The 19,011-nt window shown below is 64.1% G+C and carries 21 protein-coding genes and 1 riboswitch; of the genes, 12 read left to right on the top strand and 9 right to left on the bottom strand.

The genetic code is table 11. The features are described 5' to 3' along the window. Positions 1-206: 206 nt before the first annotated feature. Positions 207-283: riboswitch (Fluoride riboswitch) on the top strand. Positions 284-319: 36 nt separating this feature from the next. The 6 genes from Q3C01_RS38550 to Q3C01_RS38525 all read left to right on the top strand — a co-directional run bounded on the left by Q3C01_RS38550 (position 320) and on the right by Q3C01_RS38525 (position 5,101). Continuing rightward, positions 320-1,582, top strand: a complete 1,263-nt coding sequence (locus Q3C01_RS38550) for an MFS transporter (RefSeq protein WP_458150532.1) — start codon at positions 320-322, stop codon at positions 1,580-1,582. A gap of 25 nt (positions 1,583-1,607) precedes the next feature. Further along, positions 1,608-1,997 carry a fluoride efflux transporter CrcB gene (gene crcB, locus Q3C01_RS38545; protein WP_458150531.1) on the top strand — a complete coding sequence of 130 codons (390 nt, stop codon included), beginning with the start codon at positions 1,608-1,610 and terminating at the stop codon, positions 1,995-1,997. Positions 1,998-2,002: 5 nt separating this feature from the next. Beyond that, complete coding sequence (crcB, locus tag Q3C01_RS38540) at positions 2,003-2,431, top strand: fluoride efflux transporter CrcB (protein ID WP_458150530.1); 429 nt, start codon at positions 2,003-2,005, stop codon at positions 2,429-2,431. 2 nt (positions 2,432-2,433) lie between these two features. Next, complete coding sequence (locus Q3C01_RS38535; protein WP_458150529.1) at positions 2,434-2,775, top strand: DUF190 domain-containing protein; 342 nt, start codon at positions 2,434-2,436, stop codon at positions 2,773-2,775. Positions 2,776-2,814: 39 nt separating this feature from the next. Next, positions 2,815-3,120 carry an ATP-dependent Clp protease adapter ClpS gene (gene clpS, locus Q3C01_RS38530; protein WP_458150528.1) on the top strand — a complete coding sequence of 102 codons (306 nt, stop codon included), beginning with the start codon at positions 2,815-2,817 and terminating at the stop codon, positions 3,118-3,120. A 502-nt stretch (positions 3,121-3,622) separates the two neighbouring features. Next, positions 3,623-5,101 (top strand): FAD-dependent monooxygenase, encoded by a 1,479-nt coding sequence (locus Q3C01_RS38525; protein WP_458150527.1) that lies wholly within the window; start codon positions 3,623-3,625, stop codon positions 5,099-5,101. Positions 5,102-5,181: 80 nt separating this feature from the next. On the opposite strand, the gene Q3C01_RS38520 is transcribed toward Q3C01_RS38525, so the two are convergent. The 5 genes from Q3C01_RS38520 to fabI form a co-directional block, all read right to left on the bottom strand. After that, complete coding sequence (locus tag Q3C01_RS38520; RefSeq protein WP_458150526.1) at positions 5,182-6,363, bottom strand: radical SAM protein; 1,182 nt, start codon at positions 6,361-6,363, stop codon at positions 5,182-5,184. 444 nt (positions 6,364-6,807) lie between these two features. Further along, the gene (locus tag Q3C01_RS38515) at positions 6,808-8,004 is read right to left on the bottom strand and encodes an adenylate/guanylate cyclase domain-containing protein (RefSeq protein WP_458150525.1); all 1,197 of its coding nucleotides are present in this window, start codon (positions 8,002-8,004) and stop codon (positions 6,808-6,810) included. 64 nt (positions 8,005-8,068) lie between these two features. Further along, positions 8,069-9,157: a chorismate synthase gene (aroC, locus tag Q3C01_RS38510; RefSeq protein ID WP_458150524.1), complete on the bottom strand. Its 1,089-nt coding sequence runs from the start codon at positions 9,155-9,157 to the stop codon at positions 8,069-8,071. A gap of 177 nt (positions 9,158-9,334) precedes the next feature. Further along, positions 9,335-9,934, bottom strand: coding sequence for a histidine phosphatase family protein (locus Q3C01_RS38505; RefSeq protein ID WP_458150523.1), 600 nt, complete (start codon positions 9,932-9,934; stop codon positions 9,335-9,337). A 13-nt stretch (positions 9,935-9,947) separates the two neighbouring features. Continuing rightward, a complete protein-coding gene (gene fabI, locus Q3C01_RS38500) occupies positions 9,948-10,763 on the bottom strand; it encodes an enoyl-ACP reductase FabI (RefSeq protein ID WP_458150522.1) in 816 nt (271 codons plus the stop codon). Positions 10,764-10,936: 173 nt separating this feature from the next. On the opposite strand from fabI, the gene Q3C01_RS38495 reads away from it, so the two are divergent. Together Q3C01_RS38495 and Q3C01_RS38490 are read left to right on the top strand one after the other, a co-directional pair. Next, positions 10,937-11,425, top strand: a complete 489-nt coding sequence (locus Q3C01_RS38495; protein ID WP_449378652.1) for a sigma-70 family RNA polymerase sigma factor — start codon at positions 10,937-10,939, stop codon at positions 11,423-11,425. 112 nt (positions 11,426-11,537) lie between these two features. Further along, entirely contained in the window at positions 11,538-12,308 is a 771-nt protein-coding gene (locus Q3C01_RS38490) for an anti-sigma factor family protein (RefSeq protein ID WP_458150521.1), read from the top strand. Between the two features lie 343 nt (positions 12,309-12,651). Here the strand turns inward: Q3C01_RS38490 and Q3C01_RS38485 are convergent, their stop codons facing one another. Further along, a complete protein-coding gene (locus Q3C01_RS38485) occupies positions 12,652-13,605 on the bottom strand; it encodes a DnaJ C-terminal domain-containing protein (RefSeq protein WP_458150520.1) in 954 nt (317 codons plus the stop codon). Between the two features lie 112 nt (positions 13,606-13,717). Next, positions 13,718-14,128, bottom strand: coding sequence for an RT0821/Lpp0805 family surface protein (locus tag Q3C01_RS38480; RefSeq protein ID WP_458150519.1), 411 nt, complete (start codon positions 14,126-14,128; stop codon positions 13,718-13,720). A 113-nt stretch (positions 14,129-14,241) separates the two neighbouring features. Between Q3C01_RS38480 and pdxH the strand changes: the two genes are divergently transcribed. From pdxH to Q3C01_RS38465, 3 genes are read left to right on the top strand one after another with little or no spacing between them, the layout of a single operon-like run. Further along, positions 14,242-14,883 carry a pyridoxamine 5'-phosphate oxidase gene (gene pdxH / locus Q3C01_RS38475; RefSeq protein ID WP_458150518.1) on the top strand — a complete coding sequence of 214 codons (642 nt, stop codon included), beginning with the start codon at positions 14,242-14,244 and terminating at the stop codon, positions 14,881-14,883. Between the two features lie 14 nt (positions 14,884-14,897). Continuing rightward, positions 14,898-15,650, top strand: coding sequence for an SDR family NAD(P)-dependent oxidoreductase (locus Q3C01_RS38470; protein ID WP_458150517.1), 753 nt, complete (start codon positions 14,898-14,900; stop codon positions 15,648-15,650). Positions 15,651-15,676: 26 nt separating this feature from the next. After that, complete coding sequence (locus Q3C01_RS38465) at positions 15,677-16,447, top strand: class I SAM-dependent methyltransferase (RefSeq protein ID WP_458150516.1); 771 nt, start codon at positions 15,677-15,679, stop codon at positions 16,445-16,447. A gap of 122 nt (positions 16,448-16,569) precedes the next feature. Here Q3C01_RS38465 and Q3C01_RS38460 read toward each other — a convergent pair whose 3' ends face one another. Together Q3C01_RS38460 and Q3C01_RS38455 are read right to left on the bottom strand one after the other, a co-directional pair. Continuing rightward, the gene (locus Q3C01_RS38460) at positions 16,570-16,788 is read right to left on the bottom strand and encodes a hypothetical protein (protein WP_458150515.1); all 219 of its coding nucleotides are present in this window, start codon (positions 16,786-16,788) and stop codon (positions 16,570-16,572) included. 188 nt (positions 16,789-16,976) lie between these two features. Then, positions 16,977-17,954 (bottom strand): magnesium transporter CorA family protein, encoded by a 978-nt coding sequence (locus Q3C01_RS38455; protein ID WP_458150514.1) that lies wholly within the window; start codon positions 17,952-17,954, stop codon positions 16,977-16,979. Between the two features lie 344 nt (positions 17,955-18,298). On the opposite strand from Q3C01_RS38455, the gene Q3C01_RS38450 reads away from it, so the two are divergent. After that, positions 18,299-18,982, top strand: coding sequence for a L,D-transpeptidase (locus Q3C01_RS38450; RefSeq protein ID WP_458150513.1), 684 nt, complete (start codon positions 18,299-18,301; stop codon positions 18,980-18,982). Positions 18,983-19,011: the final 29 nt, after the last annotated feature.

The raw sequence follows: 19,011 nt of genomic DNA, 5'->3' as shown, positions 1-19,011 counted from the left end.
GCGAAGATCGCCCTCGCTTCACATTCGAGTTAGGGATGCATGCTCTAGCGCAAAGCTGCCGCAGCTCCGCCATGGTCGCGCCGCTTCGCGCATCCCGAGCACTCTTTTTTCCGGGGGCGGCTCGCAGAGCTGAACCCGGAATGACAGTGGACGTGGAAGCAAAGGCCGCACCCTATTGTGCGGCGCGATTTCCATGCTAGGCTCGTCGCAAAGATGGGGATGGAGTCCCCCGATACCCGCTCGACGATGTCAGATTGTATGGGCTGATGATTCCTGCTTAAGGTGAGGCATTCTGAAAAGCCTCGCCTTCGGCGGGAGCATGGACAACCCGCCGGTGGCGGGTTTTTTGTTGCCTGAACGCGAAGGGCAAGACGTGACGACAGCGCCAAATTCAGCCCTGACTGCGATCCCCAGAGGAGTCTGGGTGCTCGGCTTCGTCTCGTTGCTGATGGATGTCTCCTCCGAGATGATCCACGCGCTGCTGCCGGTCTATCTGGTCACGGTGCTCGGCACCTCCACCATGACGGTCGGCATCATCGAGGGCATCGCGGAGGCGACTGCCTCGATCACGAAGATCTTCTCCGGCGCGCTGTCGGACTGGCTCGGCCGGCGCAAGCTGCTCGCAGCGCTCGGCTATGGGCTCGCCGCGTGCACCAAGCCGCTGTTTCCGCTCGCGCCCAGCGCCGAATGGCTGGTTGCGGCGCGCTTCATCGACCGTGTCGGCAAGGGCATCCGCGGGGCGCCGCGCGATGCGCTGATCGCCGACATCGCGCCGGAGCATTTGCGTGGCGCGAGCTTTGGCCTGCGCCAGTCGCTCGACACCATCGGCGCCTTCGTCGGGCCGCTTGCGGCGATCGGGTTGATGTGGTGGACGGCGGACAATTTCACGGCCGTGTTCTGGGTCGCGGTGCTGCCGGCGTTCCTCTCCTTTGCCCTGATCGCGTTCGCCGTCGGCGAACCCGAGCCCGACGGGGTTCGCGCGCCGTCGCGAAACCCGCTCAACACCGCGGCGATGCGGCAGCTCGGTACGGCTTATTGGCGCGTCGTGGCGGTCGGCATCGTGTTCACGCTGGCGCGCTTCAGCGAAGCCTTTCTGATCCTGCGGGCGCAGAATATCGGGCTCAACGCGATGTGGGTCCCGGCGGTGCTGGTGCTGATGAACATCGCCTATGCGCTCTCGGCCTATCCGGCCGGCGTCTTGTCCGACCGCATCGACCGCACCGGACTGCTGGCGCTTGGGCTCGTCTGTCTCGCCGCCGCTGATCTCGCGCTTGCGCTGCTGCCGAGCCTTGCGGGCCTCGCGCTCGGCGTCGTGCTGTGGGGCCTGCACATGGGACTGACGCAGGGGTTGTTCGCGGCGCTCGTCACCGATACCGCGCCGTCAAGCTTACGCGGCACCGCATTCGGCTACTTCAATCTGTTCACGGGGCTGGCGACGCTGGCGGCCAGCATACTCGCGGGCGCGCTATGGGACGTCTATGGGCCGGCCGGCACCTTCCTCGCCGGGCTCGGCTTTGCGCTGATCTCGCTTGCGGGACTGCTTGCGATCGGGCTGAGCTTCGCGAGACCGGCGGGGCATTGATGGAAAAACTGGGGGATCATTCGACGTGGTAAGCGGTGTTCTTGCAATCGTAATCGGCAGCGTGCTCGGCGGCTGTGCGCGCTATTTCCTATCCGGCGCGATCGCGCGGCGCTTCGGCGAGACGTTTCCCTGGGGCACCATGACCATCAACGTCACCGGCGCTTTCCTGATCGGCATTTTCGGTGCGCTGGCGACCCATCCGGGCTCGATCTTCGCCGCGCCGACGCCATGGCTGTTCGCGGTGACCGGCTTCCTCGGCTGCTACACCACCGTGTCCTCTTTCAGCCTCCAGACCCTGACCCTCGCGCGCAATGGCGAGCAGCTTCACGCGCTCGGCAACATCGTGTTCTCGGTCGGCCTGTGCCTCACCGCGGTGACCTGCGGCTTCCTGCTTGCTGACAGGCTCGGAGGCTAGAGGCGATGACCACCCTCACCTCCAAGGACCGCTGGCGCACTGCGCTGCTTTATACCTGGGTCGCGGCCGGCAGCATCATCGGCGGGCTGGCGCGCTGGCTCGTCGGGCTCTTGCTCGACACCGGTCCCGGCTTTCCCTTCGCGACTCTGTTCATCAACGCCACGGGATCCCTCATCATCGGCTTCTATGCGACGCTCACCGGCCCCGACGGTCGCGTGCTGGCGCGGCCCGAGCACCGGCAGTTCGTCATGACCGGCTTTTGCGGCGGCTACACCACCTTCTCGACCTTTAGCCTCGAGACCTTCCGCCTGTTCCATGGCGGCATGAAATACACCGCGCTGGCCTATATCGCCGCCTCCCTCATCTGCTGGCTGGCGTCGGTGTGGCTCGGTCATATGATGGCGAGCCGCTACAACCGCTTGAAAAGGAGCTGATCATGCAGATTCCCCGTCAGGCCGTCCTGCTCCGCATCTTCATCGGCGAGAACGACCATTTCGACGGCAAGCCGCTCTATGAAGCGATCGTGATCAGCGCGCGCGAGCGCCACCTTGCCGGCGCCACCGTGCTGCGCGGGCCGATGGGTTTTGGCAAATCGAGCCGGCTGCACACCTCGAAAATCCTGCGGCTGTCGGAGGACTTGCCGCTGGTGATCGAGATCGTCGACAGCGAGGACAACATCAACGCATTCCTGCCCATCCTGGATGGCATGATGTCGAGCGGGTTGGTCACCTTGGAGAAGGTGCAGGTCCTGCAATATGGTGCGAAGGCCGCGCCTTAAGCGCCGCGGCTGGAACCCGAGGCGTGTTTCGGAGGCGGAATGAACGACACCGTCACCAAGCCTAAGCCCAAGACGAAGACCAAGGTCGAGCGGCCGCGGCTGCACAAGGTGATCCTGCTCAACGACGACTTCACGCCGCGCGATTTCGTCACCCTGGTGCTGAAGGCCGAATTTCGCATGACGGCCGATCAGGCCTACAAGGTCATGATCACCGCGCACAAGCTCGGGGCCTGCGTCGTCGCCGTCTTCACCAGGGACGTCGCCGAGACCAAGGCGACGCGCGCCACCGACGCCGGCCGCGCCAAGGGCTATCCGCTATTGTTCACGACCGAGCCTGAGGAATAGAGCGTGCCAGTCTGCCGCACGCGTTTGCGTCGATGGCCGGGCTGGACGGCATGGCCTTTGACCAGTTCACCCATATCGGACGCTTCTGGAGCGCATTGATCGCCGCACTGGTGCACTCGCGAGCCAGTTCATCCAGAACCTGATCTATTTCGTCTTCATCTTCAGCTTCGCCATGTTGCGGCTATGGATCACCCTGACGATCCTGACGCACGGCTTGACGCAGTCGTATATCCATAGGGATCGCAGTTAGTTGCAGAGCCCAGTTGAAGCTGCGCGATAATCTGAAGCGCACCGATTAGCGCCCGGACCCAGGCCTGACGGCCGAGGGACAGAAAGACGCTACGATAAACTGATCTGGTGAAATTCCGCTCTGTCGCGGACGGACGGAGGACGGCAACACTGTTACCTCCCACTCAAATATGTAGCGCGCAAGGGGCTTGCTTCAAGACCCCGACCATCCCGTAGAACCGCCGGCCCAAGCCAGAACCTACGGGAGCGCGGAATGACTGAATTGCTGTCGACCAGGCATGCGGTGGTGATCGTCGGAGCAGGTCCGACGGGATTGATGCTGGCAGGCGAGCTGGCGCTGGCGGGCGTCGACGTCGCCATCGTCGAGCGGCGCGTCAACCAGGATCTCATTGGCTCGCGCGCGGGCGGACTGCATGCGCGCACCATCGAGGTCCTCGATCAACGTGGACTGGCCGACCGGTTCCTTGCACAGGGTCAGGTGGCGCAGGTCGCGGGCTTCGCCTGGATCCGTCTCGACATCAGCGACTTTCCCACCCGGCACCCCTATGGGCTCGCGATGCGGCAGAACCAGATCGAGCGCATCCTCGCCAGCTGGGTCGATGAATTGGGAGTGGCGATCTATCGTGGGCGCGAGGTAACCGGTATCGCGCGAGACGAGACCGGCGTCGACATCGCACTTGCCGATGGCCATTCGCTGCGGGCGGACTATCTCGTCGGGTGCGACGGCGGACGCAGCGCAGTCCGGAAAGGTGCCAATATCGACTTCCCCGGCTGGGATCCGACGATCAGTTGCCTGCTCGCCGAGATCGAGACGGCCAAGGAGCCGCAATGGGGTCTTCGCCGCGATGACAGCGGCATCCATGCCTTCTCTCGCCTCGAGAACGGCCCGGTACGCGTCATGGTAACCGAACGGCACACGCGGCACACCGTCGAGCCCACGCTGCGCGATCTCAGCGAGGCGCTCATCGCGGTCTATGGAACCGATTACGGGATCCACAGCCCCACCTCGATCTCCAGATTCACGGACATGACGCGGCAGGCAGCGTCCTACCGGAGCGGACGAGTCCTGCTGGCCGGCGACGCTGCACATTTGCATCCGCCGATGGGGGGACAGGGCCTCCAGATCGGCGTGCAAGACGCGGTGAATCTGGGATGGAAACTTGCGCAGGTGGTGAAGGGCACCTCGCCGGAAACGCTCCTCGATACCTACCATTCCGAGCGCCACCCGGTCGCCGCGCGCGTCCTGCGCAACACGATGGCGCAGACCGCGCTGCTTCGATACGACGACCGCGTCGAGGCCTTGCGCGAGGCCGTAGCCGAGCTGCTCGGTATGGACGAGCCGCGCAAGCGGGTCGCGGCGATGATGTCGGGTCTCGACATTCGCTACGATCTCGGCGCGGGACATCCGCTGCTCGGACGCCGCATGCCCGATCTCGATCTCGTCACAGCGAACGGCTCGCTGCGAGTCTTCAGTCTTCTGCACGATGCACGACCGGTCCTGCTCAACTTTGGTGAGCCCGTCGGCCTCGACATCGCGCCGTGGCAGGATCGAGTTCAGATGATCGATGCAAGGTGCGCCGCGACTTGGGAGCTTCCGGTGATCGGCGCAGTAGCGGCGCCCGACGCCACGCTGGTTCGGCCCGACGGACATGTGGCGTGGGTAGGCGACCGGACGCGGTCGGGGCTCGCCGACGCGCTCAGCACATGGTTTGGACCGCCCGTTGCGACCTAGCGTGGGCTTCCGTGTCCCAAAGCGCGATGACCAGAGGCCTGAGGCATTTCCAACTTTGCTCCCACGGCTCGCGCGGTCCGCTAGGCGCCAGCCAACGTATCGGGCAGATTGACGCGCTCGCCGCCTGGCTTGCTGACATAGAGATGGCTCGCCAGCACGGACTGCATGGTCTCGAACATCGAATAGAGATCGTCGCAATAGACCGACGGATTGTCGTAGCCGTTCCTTTTGGAGAAACGATGCGGAAGGTAGCCTCCCCCGCAGGCATTCATGAACTTGCACTGGCGACATTTCGCGCAAAGATTGATTGAAGCATCGCGCGCGGCCTTCCAGCGAGGCTCGTTCCTGACCTCGTCGATCGCATGATCGAAGATGTTGAACTTGGTGTTCGTGAAGCCGTCGCCCGCAATCCGCAGCACATCGTGGGCCTCCACGGTGCCATCCGTCATGACGGTGCAAAGTTCGACGGGTTTGTGGCCCACGCCCTCGGTCGGTGAATCGTTGCCAAGCAGGGCCGTGATCATGTCGGAAATGATACGGATATTGGTCGTCGGCGCCTCGCGATTCGATTTCAGCCACAGGTCGAACAGACCCTCGTAGAATGCGGCAATGGATGGCGGCTTCTCGTCCACCGTCGCGTCAGGGATCATGATGTCGTAGTTGGAGATTCCGCACGCGGCGAAAAAATCGGCATATTGCTGCGGCGCGTAAGCGGGATTGCAGACTGCCAGGGCAATGACGCCAATGTCGCGCGATACCAGCATGCGCGCGGCACGCTCCACGCCGGCATGGGTGCCCGTACCCTGAAACGTCCTGCGATGGAGGTCGTGAATATGTGCCGGCCCGTCCAGGCTGATCGCAACCGAAATGTTGCGGGCCTCGAAGCAGGCGAGCCATTCGTCATCGATCAACACGCCGTTGGTCGTGACCGCAATGGGTATGTCGCAGCCAGTCCGTGATGAAATGCCTTCGCAGGCCTCGGCAAAGCGGTGGAAGTTCTCGACGCCCCACAGCAACGGCTCACCGCCGTGCAGAATGATGGGAAAATCGCCGAGGGAGTATCTGACGACGTGCTCCTCGATGCGTTGCAGCAACTTTTGCTGCACATCAGGGCTCATCAGCTTGGGCTTGCTATAAACGGATGCGTCGCGGAACCAGTAACAATAGGAGCAGTCGATGTTACATCGCGTTGCGACCTTGACCAGCAACTGCGTGATCGGCTGATCCTCGAAGGCGGTTAAATCTGAACCGTCAGCCGACATGCCGACACCGAGACGGGGTTGAAGGACCTACCTAGTATCCTCGAACAAATCCCCCTCGGCGGAACGCGCCCACGCCGGGAGCGTATCCCCCTCTGCGAAAGGCGCCAGCGTTCGGCCCTTTGGCAAAAGCCCCTCGTCGGAAAGCGGCCTGAGTCACTACGGGGTCGCCGGCGGCAACGCCTTGTTCCGCACCCTGCCCACGCAGATCGTTCAGCAATGCGTCGATACCCTGATGGTCGCTCTGAATTGTTGCGCCTGGGCCATGCAGCTGTATGAGGCTCGCCAAGACCTTCAGCGTCGTAATCGGCATGGTGATGCTCCTGTTTTCGCGACGCAATGCAGGATCGAACGAAAGGCCGGTGTGTCGTACCGGCTGAGCAATGACGAATAGTATACCCTTTCCATTGTAGCGGCAATGTGTCGGGCCCAGTCCGCAGGACACGCCTACGCCATCACCACCGGCGCTTCGTCAGCGAGCCCATACACAAGCTGCGCCTTGGAGAACCCCGCGATCGGAAATTCGCCAAGCTCGTACCACGCGGCGCCGCAGGCGCGGACGAAATTCTCGGAGGCCACCACCGTCCGCCCCACGCGGCCGGCGATCTTCTCCAGCCGCGCCGCGAGATTCACGGCGGGACCGATGCAGGTGAAGTCGAGACGGTTGCCGCCGCCGATGTTGCCGTAGAGGATGTTGCCGACATGCAGCGCAACGCCGAAGCGGAAGCGCTCGATCGCCTCGCCGACCGGAAATGCCAGCGCATCGACGCTGCAGCGGGACTCACGCGCGGCCTCGAGCACGCGCGCGCAGACGTGGTTCGCGTCGCCGATGTATTCGTCGATTGGAAACACCGCGAGCAGGCCGTCACCCATGAACTTCAGCACCTCGCCGCCATGGGCGCGGATCGAGGCGACCTGGCAGTCGAAATACTGGTTGAGGATCTCGACCACGGTCTCGGCCGGCAGACGGTCCGACAGCGCGGTGAAGCCGCGCAGGTCCGACAGCCAGATCACGGCCTGCATGGTGTCAGTGTGGCCACGGCGGATCTGGCCGCCCATGATGCGCTCGCCGGCGCGGTTACCGACATAGGTATCGAGCAACGTCGTGGCGGTGCGGCGCAGCGTGATGATCTCGGTGATGCGCGTCAGAGGTTTCGTCAGCGCGCGCAGCGCCGCAACCTGCGCATCGCTGAAGCCGCCGGGTTGCTTGGTGGTCAAGGTCATCGCGTGGACGGTACCGTCGAGGAAGCGCAGTGGCATCGCGACGTAGTCTGTGGCGCCCTCCTGCTTGAGATCCCCGAGAAACGGAAAGCGCTCGACGTCGCCGGGGCTGTCGGGATTGCCACGCACCTCGAGGCCCTGGTTGAAGACGAGGCTGAGCGGGCTCTTCTTGAACTCCGGCGTCTCCTGGATCTCGAAATCCACCGTGCCGACCTCAACCTCGGCAGCGCCTTGCCGCCAGATGAAATTGCGACCGAAGATTTCGGGGTGCAGCGTGCGGATGAAAACGCCGACCCGCCACAGTGGCAGGCCGGCTGCGACCATGCGCTCGCAAGCCTGTGCCATCATCTGACTCGGCATCGGCGCCGAGCGCGCGCCGTCGATCAGCCAGTCGGTGATGGCGTTGATTTCGCTTGCATCCATGGCGCCACAATTTGCGGGCGAACCTTGCGCCCCGTCAAGCCGCGCGGGCGGCTGGCGTCGGACGTTAACGTCCGACTTGCCCGCGGTCGCGCAGGAAGTGGTCGGCAAGCACGCAGGCCATCATGGCCTCGCCGACCGGAACCGCGCGGATGCCGACGCATGGATCGTGGCGGCCCTTCGTGAAGATCTCGGTGTCGGCGCCCTTGCGATCGACGGTCAGGCGCGGCTGCAGGATCGACGAGGTCGGCTTCACCGCGAAACGCACCACCACCGGCTGTCCGGTGGAGATGCCGCCGAGCACGCCGCCAGCGTGGTTGGACAAAAAGCGCGTGCCGTCATTGCCGGTGCGCATCTCGTCGGCATTCTCTTCGCCGGAGAGCTCGGCCGCGCCGAAGCCTGCGCCGATCTCGACGCCCTTCACCGCGTTGATCGTCATCATCGCGGCCGCGAGATCGGAATCGAGCTTTGCGTAGATGGGCGCGCCCAATCCTGCCGGCACGCCCTCGGCTACCACCTCGATGACGGCACCGATCGAGGAGCCGCTCTTGCGGATGCCGTCGAGATAGCTCTCGAAGAACGCCGCCTTGTCCTTGTCCGGACAGAAGAACGGATTCTTGGCGATCTCGTCCCAGTCCCATTTGGCGCGATCGATCTTGTGCGGACCGATCTGCACCAGCGCGCCGCGCACGGTCACGTCGGGCAGCACTTTTCGCGCGATGGCGCCGGCGGCGACGCGCATCGCGGTCTCGCGCGCCGAGGAGCGCCCGCCGCCGCGATAGTCGCGCAGGCCGTATTTGGCCTCGTAGGTGAAGTCGGCGTGGCCGGGGCGAAACTTGTCCTTGATCTCGGAATAGTCCTTCGAGCGCTGGTCGGTGTTCTCGATCAGAAGTCCGATCGGCGTCCCCGTGGTCACCTGTTCGCCGGTCTCCGGATGCGCCATCACGCCGGAGAGGATTTTCACCTGGTCCGGCTCCTGGCGCTGGGTCGTGAAGCGCGACTGGCCGGGCCGGCGGCGATCAAGGTCGCGCTGGATGTCGGCCTCGACGAGCGGGATGAGCGGCGGACAGCCGTCGACCACGCAGCCGATCGCCACCCCATGGCTCTCGCCGAAGGTGGTGACACGGAACATATGGCCGAAGGTGTTGAAGGACATCGCTGCTCGCTGGATCGGTTCCGGCGAGTGGTAACGCGCCCTCGAAGGAGGGTCAAATGGCGCCTCGCGACCGCGCCGCGGGGCGGTCACAACCCGCCCATTGGCTACTTTGCATGGGGTTGTTTTGCGGCTTTTTTGCCGGAACCCGAAATGCCCGCCGGGGGTGGGTATCCCAGGTTAACCATGCTTCTCGAGGCGGCCGTCTCGGAACACGTAAACGACGCCCTGCTCGACATAGAGCTCGGCGGCGCTCGCGGGCGTCTCCAGCCCGAGCGTCACCATCAGGGCACGCGCGGTGCCGCCATGGGCGACTGCGACCGTGTCGGTCCGGAGCTGGTCGTACCATTCGCGCATGCGGGCTTGGACGTCGGCATAGGTCTCGCCGTTCGAGGGCGCCACCGTCCACTTGTCGACCAGGCGCCGCGCGTAGACGTCCGGATCGGCAGCCTCGCTCTCCGGCAGCGTCAGTCCCTCCCAGGCGCCGTAGCCGATCTCGCGCAGGCGGTCGTCGAGCGAATAGTCGGCAACCGGCAGGCCGAGCTTGCCGCGCGCGAGCTCCATGGTCATGCGCGCGCGCCCGAGCGGGCTCGAGACATAGGGCAGCAAAGCCTTGTCGCGACCCTCGCGCGCAAAGAGATCGGCGAGGATGCCGGCGGCCTGCACGGCCTGGCGACGGCCGCGCGCGTTCAGGGGAATGTCCTGTGTGCCTTGAAGGCGCCCGAGCGCGTTCCACTCGGTTTCGCCGTGGCGAAGGTAGTAGATCGTGGGCGCGGGCATTGTCGGACGGTAGTTAGTCCTTCCCGCCCAGCGCCATGTCCGGCGCATCCGGCCGCTTCATGCCGAGCACGTGGTAGCCGGAATCGACGTGATGCACCTCGCCGGTGACGCCGCGCGACAGGTCGGACAGGAGATAGAGCGCACTGCCGCCGACGTCCTCGGTCGTCACGTTGCGCCGCATCGGCGCGTTGACCTCATTCCATTTCAGGATGTAGCGGAAATCGCCGATGCCGGAGGCGGCGAGCGTCTTGATCGGTCCCGCCGAGATCGCGTTGACGCGGATGTTCTTCTCGCCGAGATCGGCGGCGAGATAGCGCACGCTGGCCTCCAGCGCGGCCTTCGCCACGCCCATGACGTTGTAATGCGGCATCCACTTCTCGGCGCCGTAATAGGACAGCGTGATGATCGAGCCGCCGTCGGTCATCAGCTTCTCGGCGCGCTGCGCGATCGCGGTCAGCGAGTAGCAGGAGATCAGCATGGACTTGGTGAAGTTCTCTTGCGTGGTGTCGACATAGCGGCCGTCGAGCTGCTCGCCATAGGCGATCGCGTGCACCACGAAATCGATCTTGCCCCATTTCCCCTGCACGACCGCGAACGCCGCGTCGATGGTCGCAGCGTCCGTGACGTCGCAATGGCCGAGCACGAGGCCGCCGATCTCGGCGGCGAGCGGCTCGACCCGCTTCTTCAGCGCGTCGCCCTGATAGGTGAATGCGAGCTCGGCGCCGGCAGCGTGGCATGCCTTGGCGATGCCCCAGGCGATCGAGCGGTTGTTGGCAACGCCGAGGATCACCCCGCGCTTGCCCTGCATCAGACCCGAATTCTGCGCCATGCCTGTCATCCAATCGAGCTGGTTCTTGAGGTCTGGAGGTACACCAGCGCCTCCTTGCGGTACAGTCCTAATCCGCCGCGTTAACGCTGTTTCGGTTGCCGGAATAGCCGTTCCATTCGGGTGTTATGATCAGTGAAGGCGCTCGCGCCGAAGGTGAAGGACAATCGAGGGGCATGAGCGCGTTTCGCCAGAGTGTTGAAGCCATGATCCCGGCGCTTCGGCGCTATGCTCGTGCGCTCGCACGCGACGCCGACATCGCCGACGATCTGGTGCAGGACACGCTGGTGCGGGCGCTGCGCTCGGAGCGGCTGTTTCTCGGGGGCGACGTCAGGAGCTGGCTCTACACGATCCTGACCAACCTCAACAAGAACCGCCGTCGCTCGCTCGCGAGGCGACCGCAGTTCATGCAGCTCTCCGAGAACAATCCCGACGCCAGCGGGACGGAAGCCGAAGGGCGAGACATAGAAAAGGCGCTGGCGACGCTGGTGGAGGAGCAGCGCTCGGTACTGCTGCTAGTGATGCTGGAAGGCCTGAGCTACCGCGAAGTCGCGGACATCCAGGGCGTGCCGATCGGCACGGTGATGTCGCGCCTTGCGCGCGCCCGGGCCCACATCAAGGCGGCGCTGGACGGCGAGCGGCCGGCGCTGAGGCGGGTGAAATGATGGCAGGGTCCATACATCGGAATTTTCGCGCCCTGTGCACACAGCGGGGACGAACGGATTTGAACGACGAACGATATTCCGGGCTGACGGGTCCGAGTCAGAGACGAGCGATATGACCGAGCGCAGGATTTCCGTGACCGAGGACGAATTGCACGCCTATGTCGACGGCGAACTGCCGGCCGAGCGCCGCGCCGACGTCGAGGCCTGGCTTGCCGCCAATCCCGAGGAAGCCGAGCGGGTCAACTCCTGGCGCGCGATGGCCGAGTTGCTGCACGCCCGCTATGACGCCGTCGCGCAGGAGCCGGTGCCGACGCGCCTGGAGCTCGAACGGCTGGAGCGCCGCCCCAAGCAATGGCTCTATGGCGCCGCGGCAGCGGCCCTGCTGGCCTTCATGGCCGGCGGCGCGGCCGGCTGGGTAGCGCACGGCGCCGCCAATACACCTTCGACCTTCCAGAGCTTCACCGAGGACGCGCTCGACGCCCACCGCCTCTATGTCGTCGAGGTCCGCCACCCCGTCGAGGTCCCCGGCAACGAGCGCGACCATCTCCAGGCCTGGCTGACCAAGCGCTGCGGCTGGACGGTGTTCGCGCCGAACCTCGAGGCGAGCGGGCTCAAGCTCGTCGGCGGCCGGCTGCTGCCGGGACCGAACGGCCCGGCCTCCTTCCTGATGTATGAGGGAGCCTCTGGGGAGCGGTTCACGATCTACACCGCCAAGACCAAGGCCGGCGAGACGCAGATGCGCTACACCACCATGGACAGGGACGGCGCGCTATTCTGGGCCGACCGCGGCGTCGGCTATGTCGTCAGCGGCGGTGGCGACCGCGACCGGCTCACCAAGGTGGCGCGCGCCGTCTACGACCAGGCGGAGAAGAACGGCACCTGAGCAACGCAAAGGCGCATTCGCCAAAATTCGGTCATTGAAAATTTGGAATGAAGACATCGACACGTCTCATTATCGCACCGGATGATCACGCGAAAATGAGCAGCGTTCGATCCGCCGATCGGCGCAGGCGGCCTCGATTGGGGTTTTTGGTACCGCGCTGGTCCCCCTCTCGAGGCCGCACTCTTTTCGCGGCTGCATTGCGGCAGCCGGCACGCCGGACACGATAGCGTCGAAGCGCTACCGCGCTCCATGCGTCTATTGGAGCATTACCTGCTGAAAGAATGCTCTCTGCGAGCGCATGATCCGTTTCGACAAGCGCGCCCCGCTCGTCCCGATCCATGCGTTAGCCGAGCCCACTACGCGGATTGTAGGGGTGCTGGTCCCGCCACTTCTGCATCAATGCTTCAAGCTCGGCATCGTTCCCGTCCGGCAGCATGATGCGGGTGGTGACGAAGAGGTCGCCGGTTCCGCCTGATTTCGGCAGGCCCTTGCCCTTCAGCCGGAAAGTCCGGCCGCTCGAGGTGTTTTTCGGGATCGTCAGCTCCACCGCATTGCCGAGCGTCGGCACGCGGACCTTGCCGCCGAGCACCGCTTCATAGAGCGTGACCGGCAGATCGATCCGCAAATCGGCGCCATCAACCTTGAAGAACGGGTGCGGGCCAATGGTGACGGTGATGAGCAGATCGCCCGGCGGATGGCCTGGCGCAGTCTCGCCCTGCCCCTTCAGCCGGATCTGCTGGCCACTGGTGACCCCGGCCGGAATCTTGACGTTGAGCTCCTTGCCGGTCGGCAGCCGGACGCGCTTGTCCCCGCCATTGACCGCCTCCTCAAGCGACACCGTCATGGCGACGTTGAGGTCGAGATCGACCCCGACCCCGCCGGTGTCGAACTCGAACTGGGGTCCGCCGCCACCGGCCCGCGCACCGCGCGCCGCGCCGCCGAACATGCTGTTGAGGATGTCCTCGAACGCACCTCCACCCGGACCACCGCCGCCCGAGCGGAACGAATATTCGAAGCCGCCCGGGCCAGCGCGCCCGCGCGCGCCCCCGCCGCCCGGAAAGCCCTGGAAGCGCGGCTTGCCCTCGGCGTCGATCTCACCGCGATCGAACTGCTTGCGCTTGTCCTCGTCGCCGAGAATCTCGTTCGCAGTGTTGATCTCGGCGAAGCGCTCGGCTGCCTTCGGGTCGTTCTTGTTGCTGTCGGGATGATGCTTCTTGGCGAGCTTGCGATAGGCGCTCTTGATCGCGGCAGCGTTGGCGCTCCGCGGCACCCCCAAGACCTCATAGGGGTCGCGCATCCGTCACGTCTCCCTTCACGGAAATCGATAGTGTCAAAAGGGCTCCCCGCCCCCGTCTGAGGATCATCTGGGGTGCCCGTGGCATTTTTGCAACTAGGTCGCGGAGCGAATCCTAGCTCCGCCATGGCTTTAGCGTATGAATCTCCCAACGGCCATGGCCGCTCTGGCAACCGGCGCCCTGGAGCCAGCTTTCAGTCCGGCCGTTGACGTAGCTGGCCAGGAAATCCCGGCATTTCCGACCGTCCTCGGCAGCGTAGGACTGCGCGATCGGAGTCACCGAGCCGCGTGCGCCGGTCTCCGGATTTTCCCAGTGCTGGCTGGCATCCTTGTCGCCCTGGCTCAGCACGTCGGAGGCAGCGTTGCGGGCGAAGGCGAGATCGCTCTCGGTCGGCGCCCGAGAGGTGATCGAGCCGGTAACGTCGCTCTCGTCCATCTTGGCGAACGGCCCCTTGGCAAGGATGCCCCCGTCATTGCGGGAGAAACTACAGCCGCCCGTGCCGAGCCCGATTAGAATCATTGTCATGACGAGGCTGGAGGGCCGGATCGCCGATAGGCCAACGCTGCCCCATGCCCTATATAGGGCAGAAGCGGACGACAACGCGTTTTGGGCCGCGGAACGCAACTCGGACTCCAGACATGACCGATACGACCTCGATGAAACACCAGACACCCTTAACATCCGGTGATTTCACCGCCGCCGACGAGCCGTTCGCGCTGTTCGAGGCCTGGCTGAACGAGGCGATCAAGAGCGAGCCGAACGATCCGAACGCCATGGCGCTCTCGACCGTCGACGCGGAGGGCCTCCCCGACGTGCGCATGGTGCTGATGAAAGGCTTCGATTCCAACGGATTTGTCTTCTACAGCCACATCGCGAGCCAGAAGGGCCGCGAACTCGCCGCAAATCCTAAAGCCGCGTTACTTTTTCACTGGAAGTCGCTGCGTCGTCAGGTGCGCATCCGCGGCAACGTGACGCCGGTGACCGACGCCGAAGCGGACGCCTATTTTGCCACCCGCCCCAAGCAGGCGCAGATCGGCACCTGGGCCAGCAAGCAGTCCGAGGCGCTGGAGAGCCGGTTCGCCTTCGAGCAGGCGATCGCGAAGTTCGCTGCCAAATACGTCATCGGCGAGGTGCCGCGGCCTCCGGGCTGGAGCGGCTGGCGCATCGCGCCCTTGCGTATCGAGTTCTGGCACGACCGCCCATTCCGCTTGCATGATCGCATCGAATTTCGACGTGACGCGGCGGGCCAGCCATGGTCCAAGACGCGGATGTATCCCTGAGCCGAAAGACCTCCATGCCGCATTCGTCCAATGCGCCACGCCGCACGTTGCTCCTGACCGGGGCGAGTCGCGGCATCGGCCACGCCACCGTGATCCGCTTCTCCTCGGCGGGCTGGCGCGTCATCACCTGCTCGCGGCATCCGTTTCCGGAAGACTGCCCATGGGACGCCGGCCCTGAGGATCACATCCAGGTCGACCTTGCCGATCCCGAGGACACGGCGCGCGCAATCAACGAAATCCGGCGCCGGCTCGAAGACGGCACGCTGCATGCGCTCGTCAACAACGCCGCAATCTCGCCGAAGGGCCCCGGCGGCTCCAGGCTGGGCTCGGTCGATACCGATCTCGACACCTGGACGCATGTCTTCCACGTCAACTTCTTCGCGCCGATCATGATGGCGCGCGGGCTGATCGAGGAGTTGAAGGCGGCGAGGGGATCGGTGGTGAACGTCACCTCGATCGCCGGCTCGCGCGTGCATCCCTTTGCGGGGGCGGCCTACGCCACCTCGAAGGCCGCGCTCGCCGCGCTGACGCGCGAGATGGCCTCCGACTTCGGCCGCGTCGGCGTGCGCGTCAACGCGATCGCGCCGGGCGAGATCGACACCTCGATCTTGTCGCCGGGCACCGAAAAGATCGTCGACCAGCAAATCCCGATGCACCGCCTCGGCACCCCCGACGAGGTTGCCAAGATCATCTACGTGTTATGCACGGAGACGTCGTCCTACGTGAACGGCGCCGAGATTCACATCAACGGCGGCCAGCACGTGTAGGTGAGGAAAGGACTGCGGGCGAAGCAATGGGTCGGTTTGCGACTACGGCGGCGCTCTACGAGAACCTGCGGCCGCCCTATCCGCCGGAATTCTTTCGGAGCGTCGCGCAGAGGCTCGCCCTCACCGAGCGATCCGCGCTGATCGACCTCGGTACCGGGCCCGGATTGCTCGCGCTCGGCTTCGCGCCTTATGTCGGCCGCATTGTCGGCGTCGACCCGGAACCGGACATGCTCGATGCCGCACGGCGTGCGGCCGCGCGCGCCGGCCAGGATCTCGGGCTGATCGAGGGCAAAGCCGAGATGCTTCCCGCCGACATCGGCCTCTTCGACCTCGTGACGATCGGGCGCGCCCTGCATTGGATGGATCGTACGCCTATCCTTGCAGTGTTCGAGCGGCTGGTCGCGCAGGACGGCGCGATCGCCATCTGCGCATCGTTTTCAACCCCCGATGGCCGCAATCCGTGGCTCGACGATTACAATGCAGTGCGCCGCAACTGGTCGCCGGCAGGCCTCTGGGAGGATGCTGGCCGCGGCGAGCGAACACACCGCGACCTGCCGACGTTCTTCCGTGGCAGCGCATTCACGGTAGCGGATGTGATCAGGGTCGAGACGAGGCACGAGATCAGCGTAAGTGACCTGGCGCGGCGTGTGCTCACCTTTTCCTCGTCATCGCCCGGAGCATTGGGTGACAACGTCGAGGCGATGCTGCGCGATGTCGAGGAGCGTCTTAGGCCATTCTGCCGCGACGGTGTGATTACCGAAACGCTGCTAGCCGTGGCCGAGATCGTGAGGCGCTAAGGGCGCTGGAATTGCACGGCGATGCGGCGGGCTTCCCAGAATGATCCGTGTTTGGGGACGGAAGCAAGGCAATCCAGACAAAGCCGCCGCAAGACCCGGATTGCCTTAACCCCTCCCGTTTCTCAATCGGCACGAATCCGACGCGATGTCTCGCGCAGCCGCGGAGCGGCTGCATTGAATGCGGTCGAGCAGTCGTCGTCGTTCTCACCATCGAGCAGCGGAGCACCACAGTGCCGGCACAGCCGTGCCGACATCGACGACGCCTTGCCGTTCGCCAGGACCTGGCGATAGCTCGCCAGATCGATGACGTTGCGGGGCGTCGTTATGCGTTTTTCAACCATGGCTGTTCCTCGCGGCTTACGCGCTGCTTATCGCAGACAAGTTTCGCCCAAACGTTCAGCCCAACGCTCAAATTTTAGCTGAGGAAATGAGGCAGAGAATGTGACCCAGCTACGGTCTACGTAGCGCCACATTTCACAACGCGCGTTCACCGTCTCTCCGTGAGCGGCGTAACAGTTCGGTAGCTATCTCACAGCCACTTCTTCCACTTGAATATCCAGTACGGAACAATCGCCGCAGCGATCATCATCACCAGCGCCATCGGATAGCCGTGCGCCCATTCGAGCTCCGGCATCGCCTTGAAGTTCATGCCGTAAATCGACGCGATCAATGTCGGTGGCATCAGGACCACGGCCATCACCGAGAACAGCTTGATGATGTTGTTCTGCTCGAGATTGACGACGCCGAGCATGGCGTCGAGCACGAAGGTGATCTTGTTGGAGAGATACGAAGCGTGGTCGGTCAATGAAGCCACGTCGCGCTGCATTGTCTTGAGCTGCTCGCGCATGTCCTTGGACCATTTCACGCCCTCCACGATGGCCGAGAGGAACGTGACGACGCGGCCGATCGACACCAGGCTTTCGCGAACCTTCGAGGTCAGGTCGCCCTTGCGGCCGATCGCGATCAGAATCTGGGAATATTGCTTGGCGTGACCGTGGCGCTCGCTCTCGGGCTCGAAGATGTCGTGCGAGACTTGGTCGATGTCGGCGCCGCAGCGTTCCAGAATGTCGGCGCAGCGGTCGATCACGGCATCCAGAAGTTCCATCAGCACCATCTCGCCGGTGATGGCGGGGGTACAGGAGCGGGCCAGCTTGGCCTCGACCAGCGCGAAGGGCTTCGGCAGATCGTAGCGTACCGTCACCAGGCGATGATCGCCGAGAATGAAGGTGACCGCCGTGGTCCGCGGCATGTCGGTATCGGAGTGGCACATCAGCGTCGCCGTCATGTAGCGCGCGCTGTTCTCGATATAGAGGCGGCTGGAGATCTCGATCTCCTGCATGTCCTCCCGGGTCGGGATCGCGATACCTGCGAGCCGTTCCACCGCCTTGTCCTCGGCGGCGGTGGGATTGAATAGGTCGATCCACACCGCGTTCTCCGGCAGCACCGCGAGATCTTCGACGACGGCCTTCTTCAGGGAGGACTCGGAGGGAACGAACACCGAAAACATGAACAACTCCAGCGGGGGACCGAAAAGGCCGATTTACGGCCCTTAGCGCGATTCTGACAGGTGCAGGATGACAATCACATTAACGAGGTGTTTGCATTTGTGGCCGGCCGGTGGCGTAACCATGGCGCGGAACCGAGAGCAGGGCATTTCTTGCCCAAAAATGACCGCAGGGCCTCAAAACTTGCGGCAAAAAAGCCACAGCTTGGGCCTTGCAGCGCGGGATAAAGCCCTAAAAGCTGGAATTGTGGCAGGTTTCAACCGATAATAGCTCCATCGGAATCGTGGAACTTGGGCGGTAAGCTCAGGGTCTGCGCATGGGTATTTGTTTCGATTGGAACCTGCCAATGTCGTCGCTGAAAGTTAAGTTGGGAATTTTGGCCGCCGGCCTGATGCTGTCGGGCTGCATGCAGGCCACGCATTACGAGGCGACCGATACCAAGGCCTTCAAGCCGAAGGACAAGGAACTCCTTGCCAAAATTCGGTATGAAAACACCCCCGTCGCCGAACCGTTTCGCCGCGCCATCGTCGATTACCACCGCAAGGAATCGCCGGGCTCGATCGTGGTCGATTCCGACAATCATTACCTCTACTACGTGATGGATGGCGGCAAGGCGATTCGCTACGGAATTACCGTCGGCGAAGAAGCAATGGCTTGGTCGGGCATCGCCAAGATCGGCAGCATGACCGAATGGCCGGCCTGGCATCCGACCCCCGGCGAAATCTCGCGTCTGGGCGTGCCGACCTATGTGGCGCCGGGTCCGGACAATCCGATGGGCTCGCGCGCGATGTATCTCTACTCGGGCGGCAAGGACACGCTGTTCCGCATCCACGGTACGAACCAGCCTGAATATATCGGTGCCTCGATCTCCTCGGGCTGCATCCGCCTGACCAACGAGGACGCGATCGACCTCTACAACCGCGTCAAGGTCGGCACCATCGTTGTCGTGCTCGAGCCGAAGCACGGCGACTCCCCGTACAATTCGCAGCTCGCCCTGCGTGGTGGCGGCAACAGCACTTCACAGTACTGAGCTTTCCTGAGGCTTTCGAAAAGGCGCCG

Source organism: Bradyrhizobium sp. UFLA05-109, assembly GCF_054185165.1.
This window is presented reverse-complemented; position numbering and strand designations above follow the sequence as displayed.

What these genes read in the sequence shown, in the direction of transcription:
- Q3C01_RS38465 (WP_458150516.1), top strand. Translation starts at nt 15,677, where the DNA reads ATGGGTCGGTTTGCGACTACGGCGGCGCTCTACGAGAACCTGCGGCCG.
- Q3C01_RS38505 (WP_458150523.1), bottom strand. Translation starts at nt 9,934, where the DNA reads ATGCCCGCGCCCACGATCTACTACCTTCGCCACGGCGAAACCGAGTGG.
- Q3C01_RS38550 (WP_458150532.1), top strand. Translation starts at nt 320, where the DNA reads ATGGACAACCCGCCGGTGGCGGGTTTTTTGTTGCCTGAACGCGAAGGG.
- Q3C01_RS38485 (WP_458150520.1), bottom strand. Translation starts at nt 13,605, where the DNA reads ATGCGCGACCCCTATGAGGTCTTGGGGGTGCCGCGGAGCGCCAACGCT.
- Q3C01_RS38455 (WP_458150514.1), bottom strand. Translation starts at nt 17,954, where the DNA reads ATGTTTTCGGTGTTCGTTCCCTCCGAGTCCTCCCTGAAGAAGGCCGTC.
- Q3C01_RS38515 (WP_458150525.1), bottom strand. Translation starts at nt 8,004, where the DNA reads ATGGATGCAAGCGAAATCAACGCCATCACCGACTGGCTGATCGACGGC.
- Q3C01_RS38450 (WP_458150513.1), top strand. Translation starts at nt 18,299, where the DNA reads ATGTCGTCGCTGAAAGTTAAGTTGGGAATTTTGGCCGCCGGCCTGATG.
- Q3C01_RS38525 (WP_458150527.1), top strand. Translation starts at nt 3,623, where the DNA reads ATGACTGAATTGCTGTCGACCAGGCATGCGGTGGTGATCGTCGGAGCA.
- pdxH (WP_458150518.1), top strand. Translation starts at nt 14,242, where the DNA reads ATGACCGATACGACCTCGATGAAACACCAGACACCCTTAACATCCGGT.
- aroC (WP_458150524.1), bottom strand. Translation starts at nt 9,157, where the DNA reads ATGTCCTTCAACACCTTCGGCCATATGTTCCGTGTCACCACCTTCGGC.
- Q3C01_RS38520 (WP_458150526.1), bottom strand. Translation starts at nt 6,363, where the DNA reads ATGTCGGCTGACGGTTCAGATTTAACCGCCTTCGAGGATCAGCCGATC.
- Q3C01_RS38490 (WP_458150521.1), top strand. Translation starts at nt 11,538, where the DNA reads ATGACCGAGCGCAGGATTTCCGTGACCGAGGACGAATTGCACGCCTAT.
- clpS (WP_458150528.1), top strand. Translation starts at nt 2,815, where the DNA reads ATGAACGACACCGTCACCAAGCCTAAGCCCAAGACGAAGACCAAGGTC.
- fabI (WP_458150522.1), bottom strand. Translation starts at nt 10,763, where the DNA reads ATGGCGCAGAATTCGGGTCTGATGCAGGGCAAGCGCGGGGTGATCCTC.
- Q3C01_RS38460 (WP_458150515.1), bottom strand. Translation starts at nt 16,788, where the DNA reads ATGGTTGAAAAACGCATAACGACGCCCCGCAACGTCATCGATCTGGCG.
- Q3C01_RS38495 (WP_449378652.1), top strand. Translation starts at nt 10,937, where the DNA reads ATGAGCGCGTTTCGCCAGAGTGTTGAAGCCATGATCCCGGCGCTTCGG.
- Q3C01_RS38470 (WP_458150517.1), top strand. Translation starts at nt 14,898, where the DNA reads ATGCCGCATTCGTCCAATGCGCCACGCCGCACGTTGCTCCTGACCGGG.
- Q3C01_RS38480 (WP_458150519.1), bottom strand. Translation starts at nt 14,128, where the DNA reads ATGACAATGATTCTAATCGGGCTCGGCACGGGCGGCTGTAGTTTCTCC.
- Q3C01_RS38535 (WP_458150529.1), top strand. Translation starts at nt 2,434, where the DNA reads ATGCAGATTCCCCGTCAGGCCGTCCTGCTCCGCATCTTCATCGGCGAG.
- crcB (WP_458150530.1), top strand. Translation starts at nt 2,003, where the DNA reads ATGACCACCCTCACCTCCAAGGACCGCTGGCGCACTGCGCTGCTTTAT.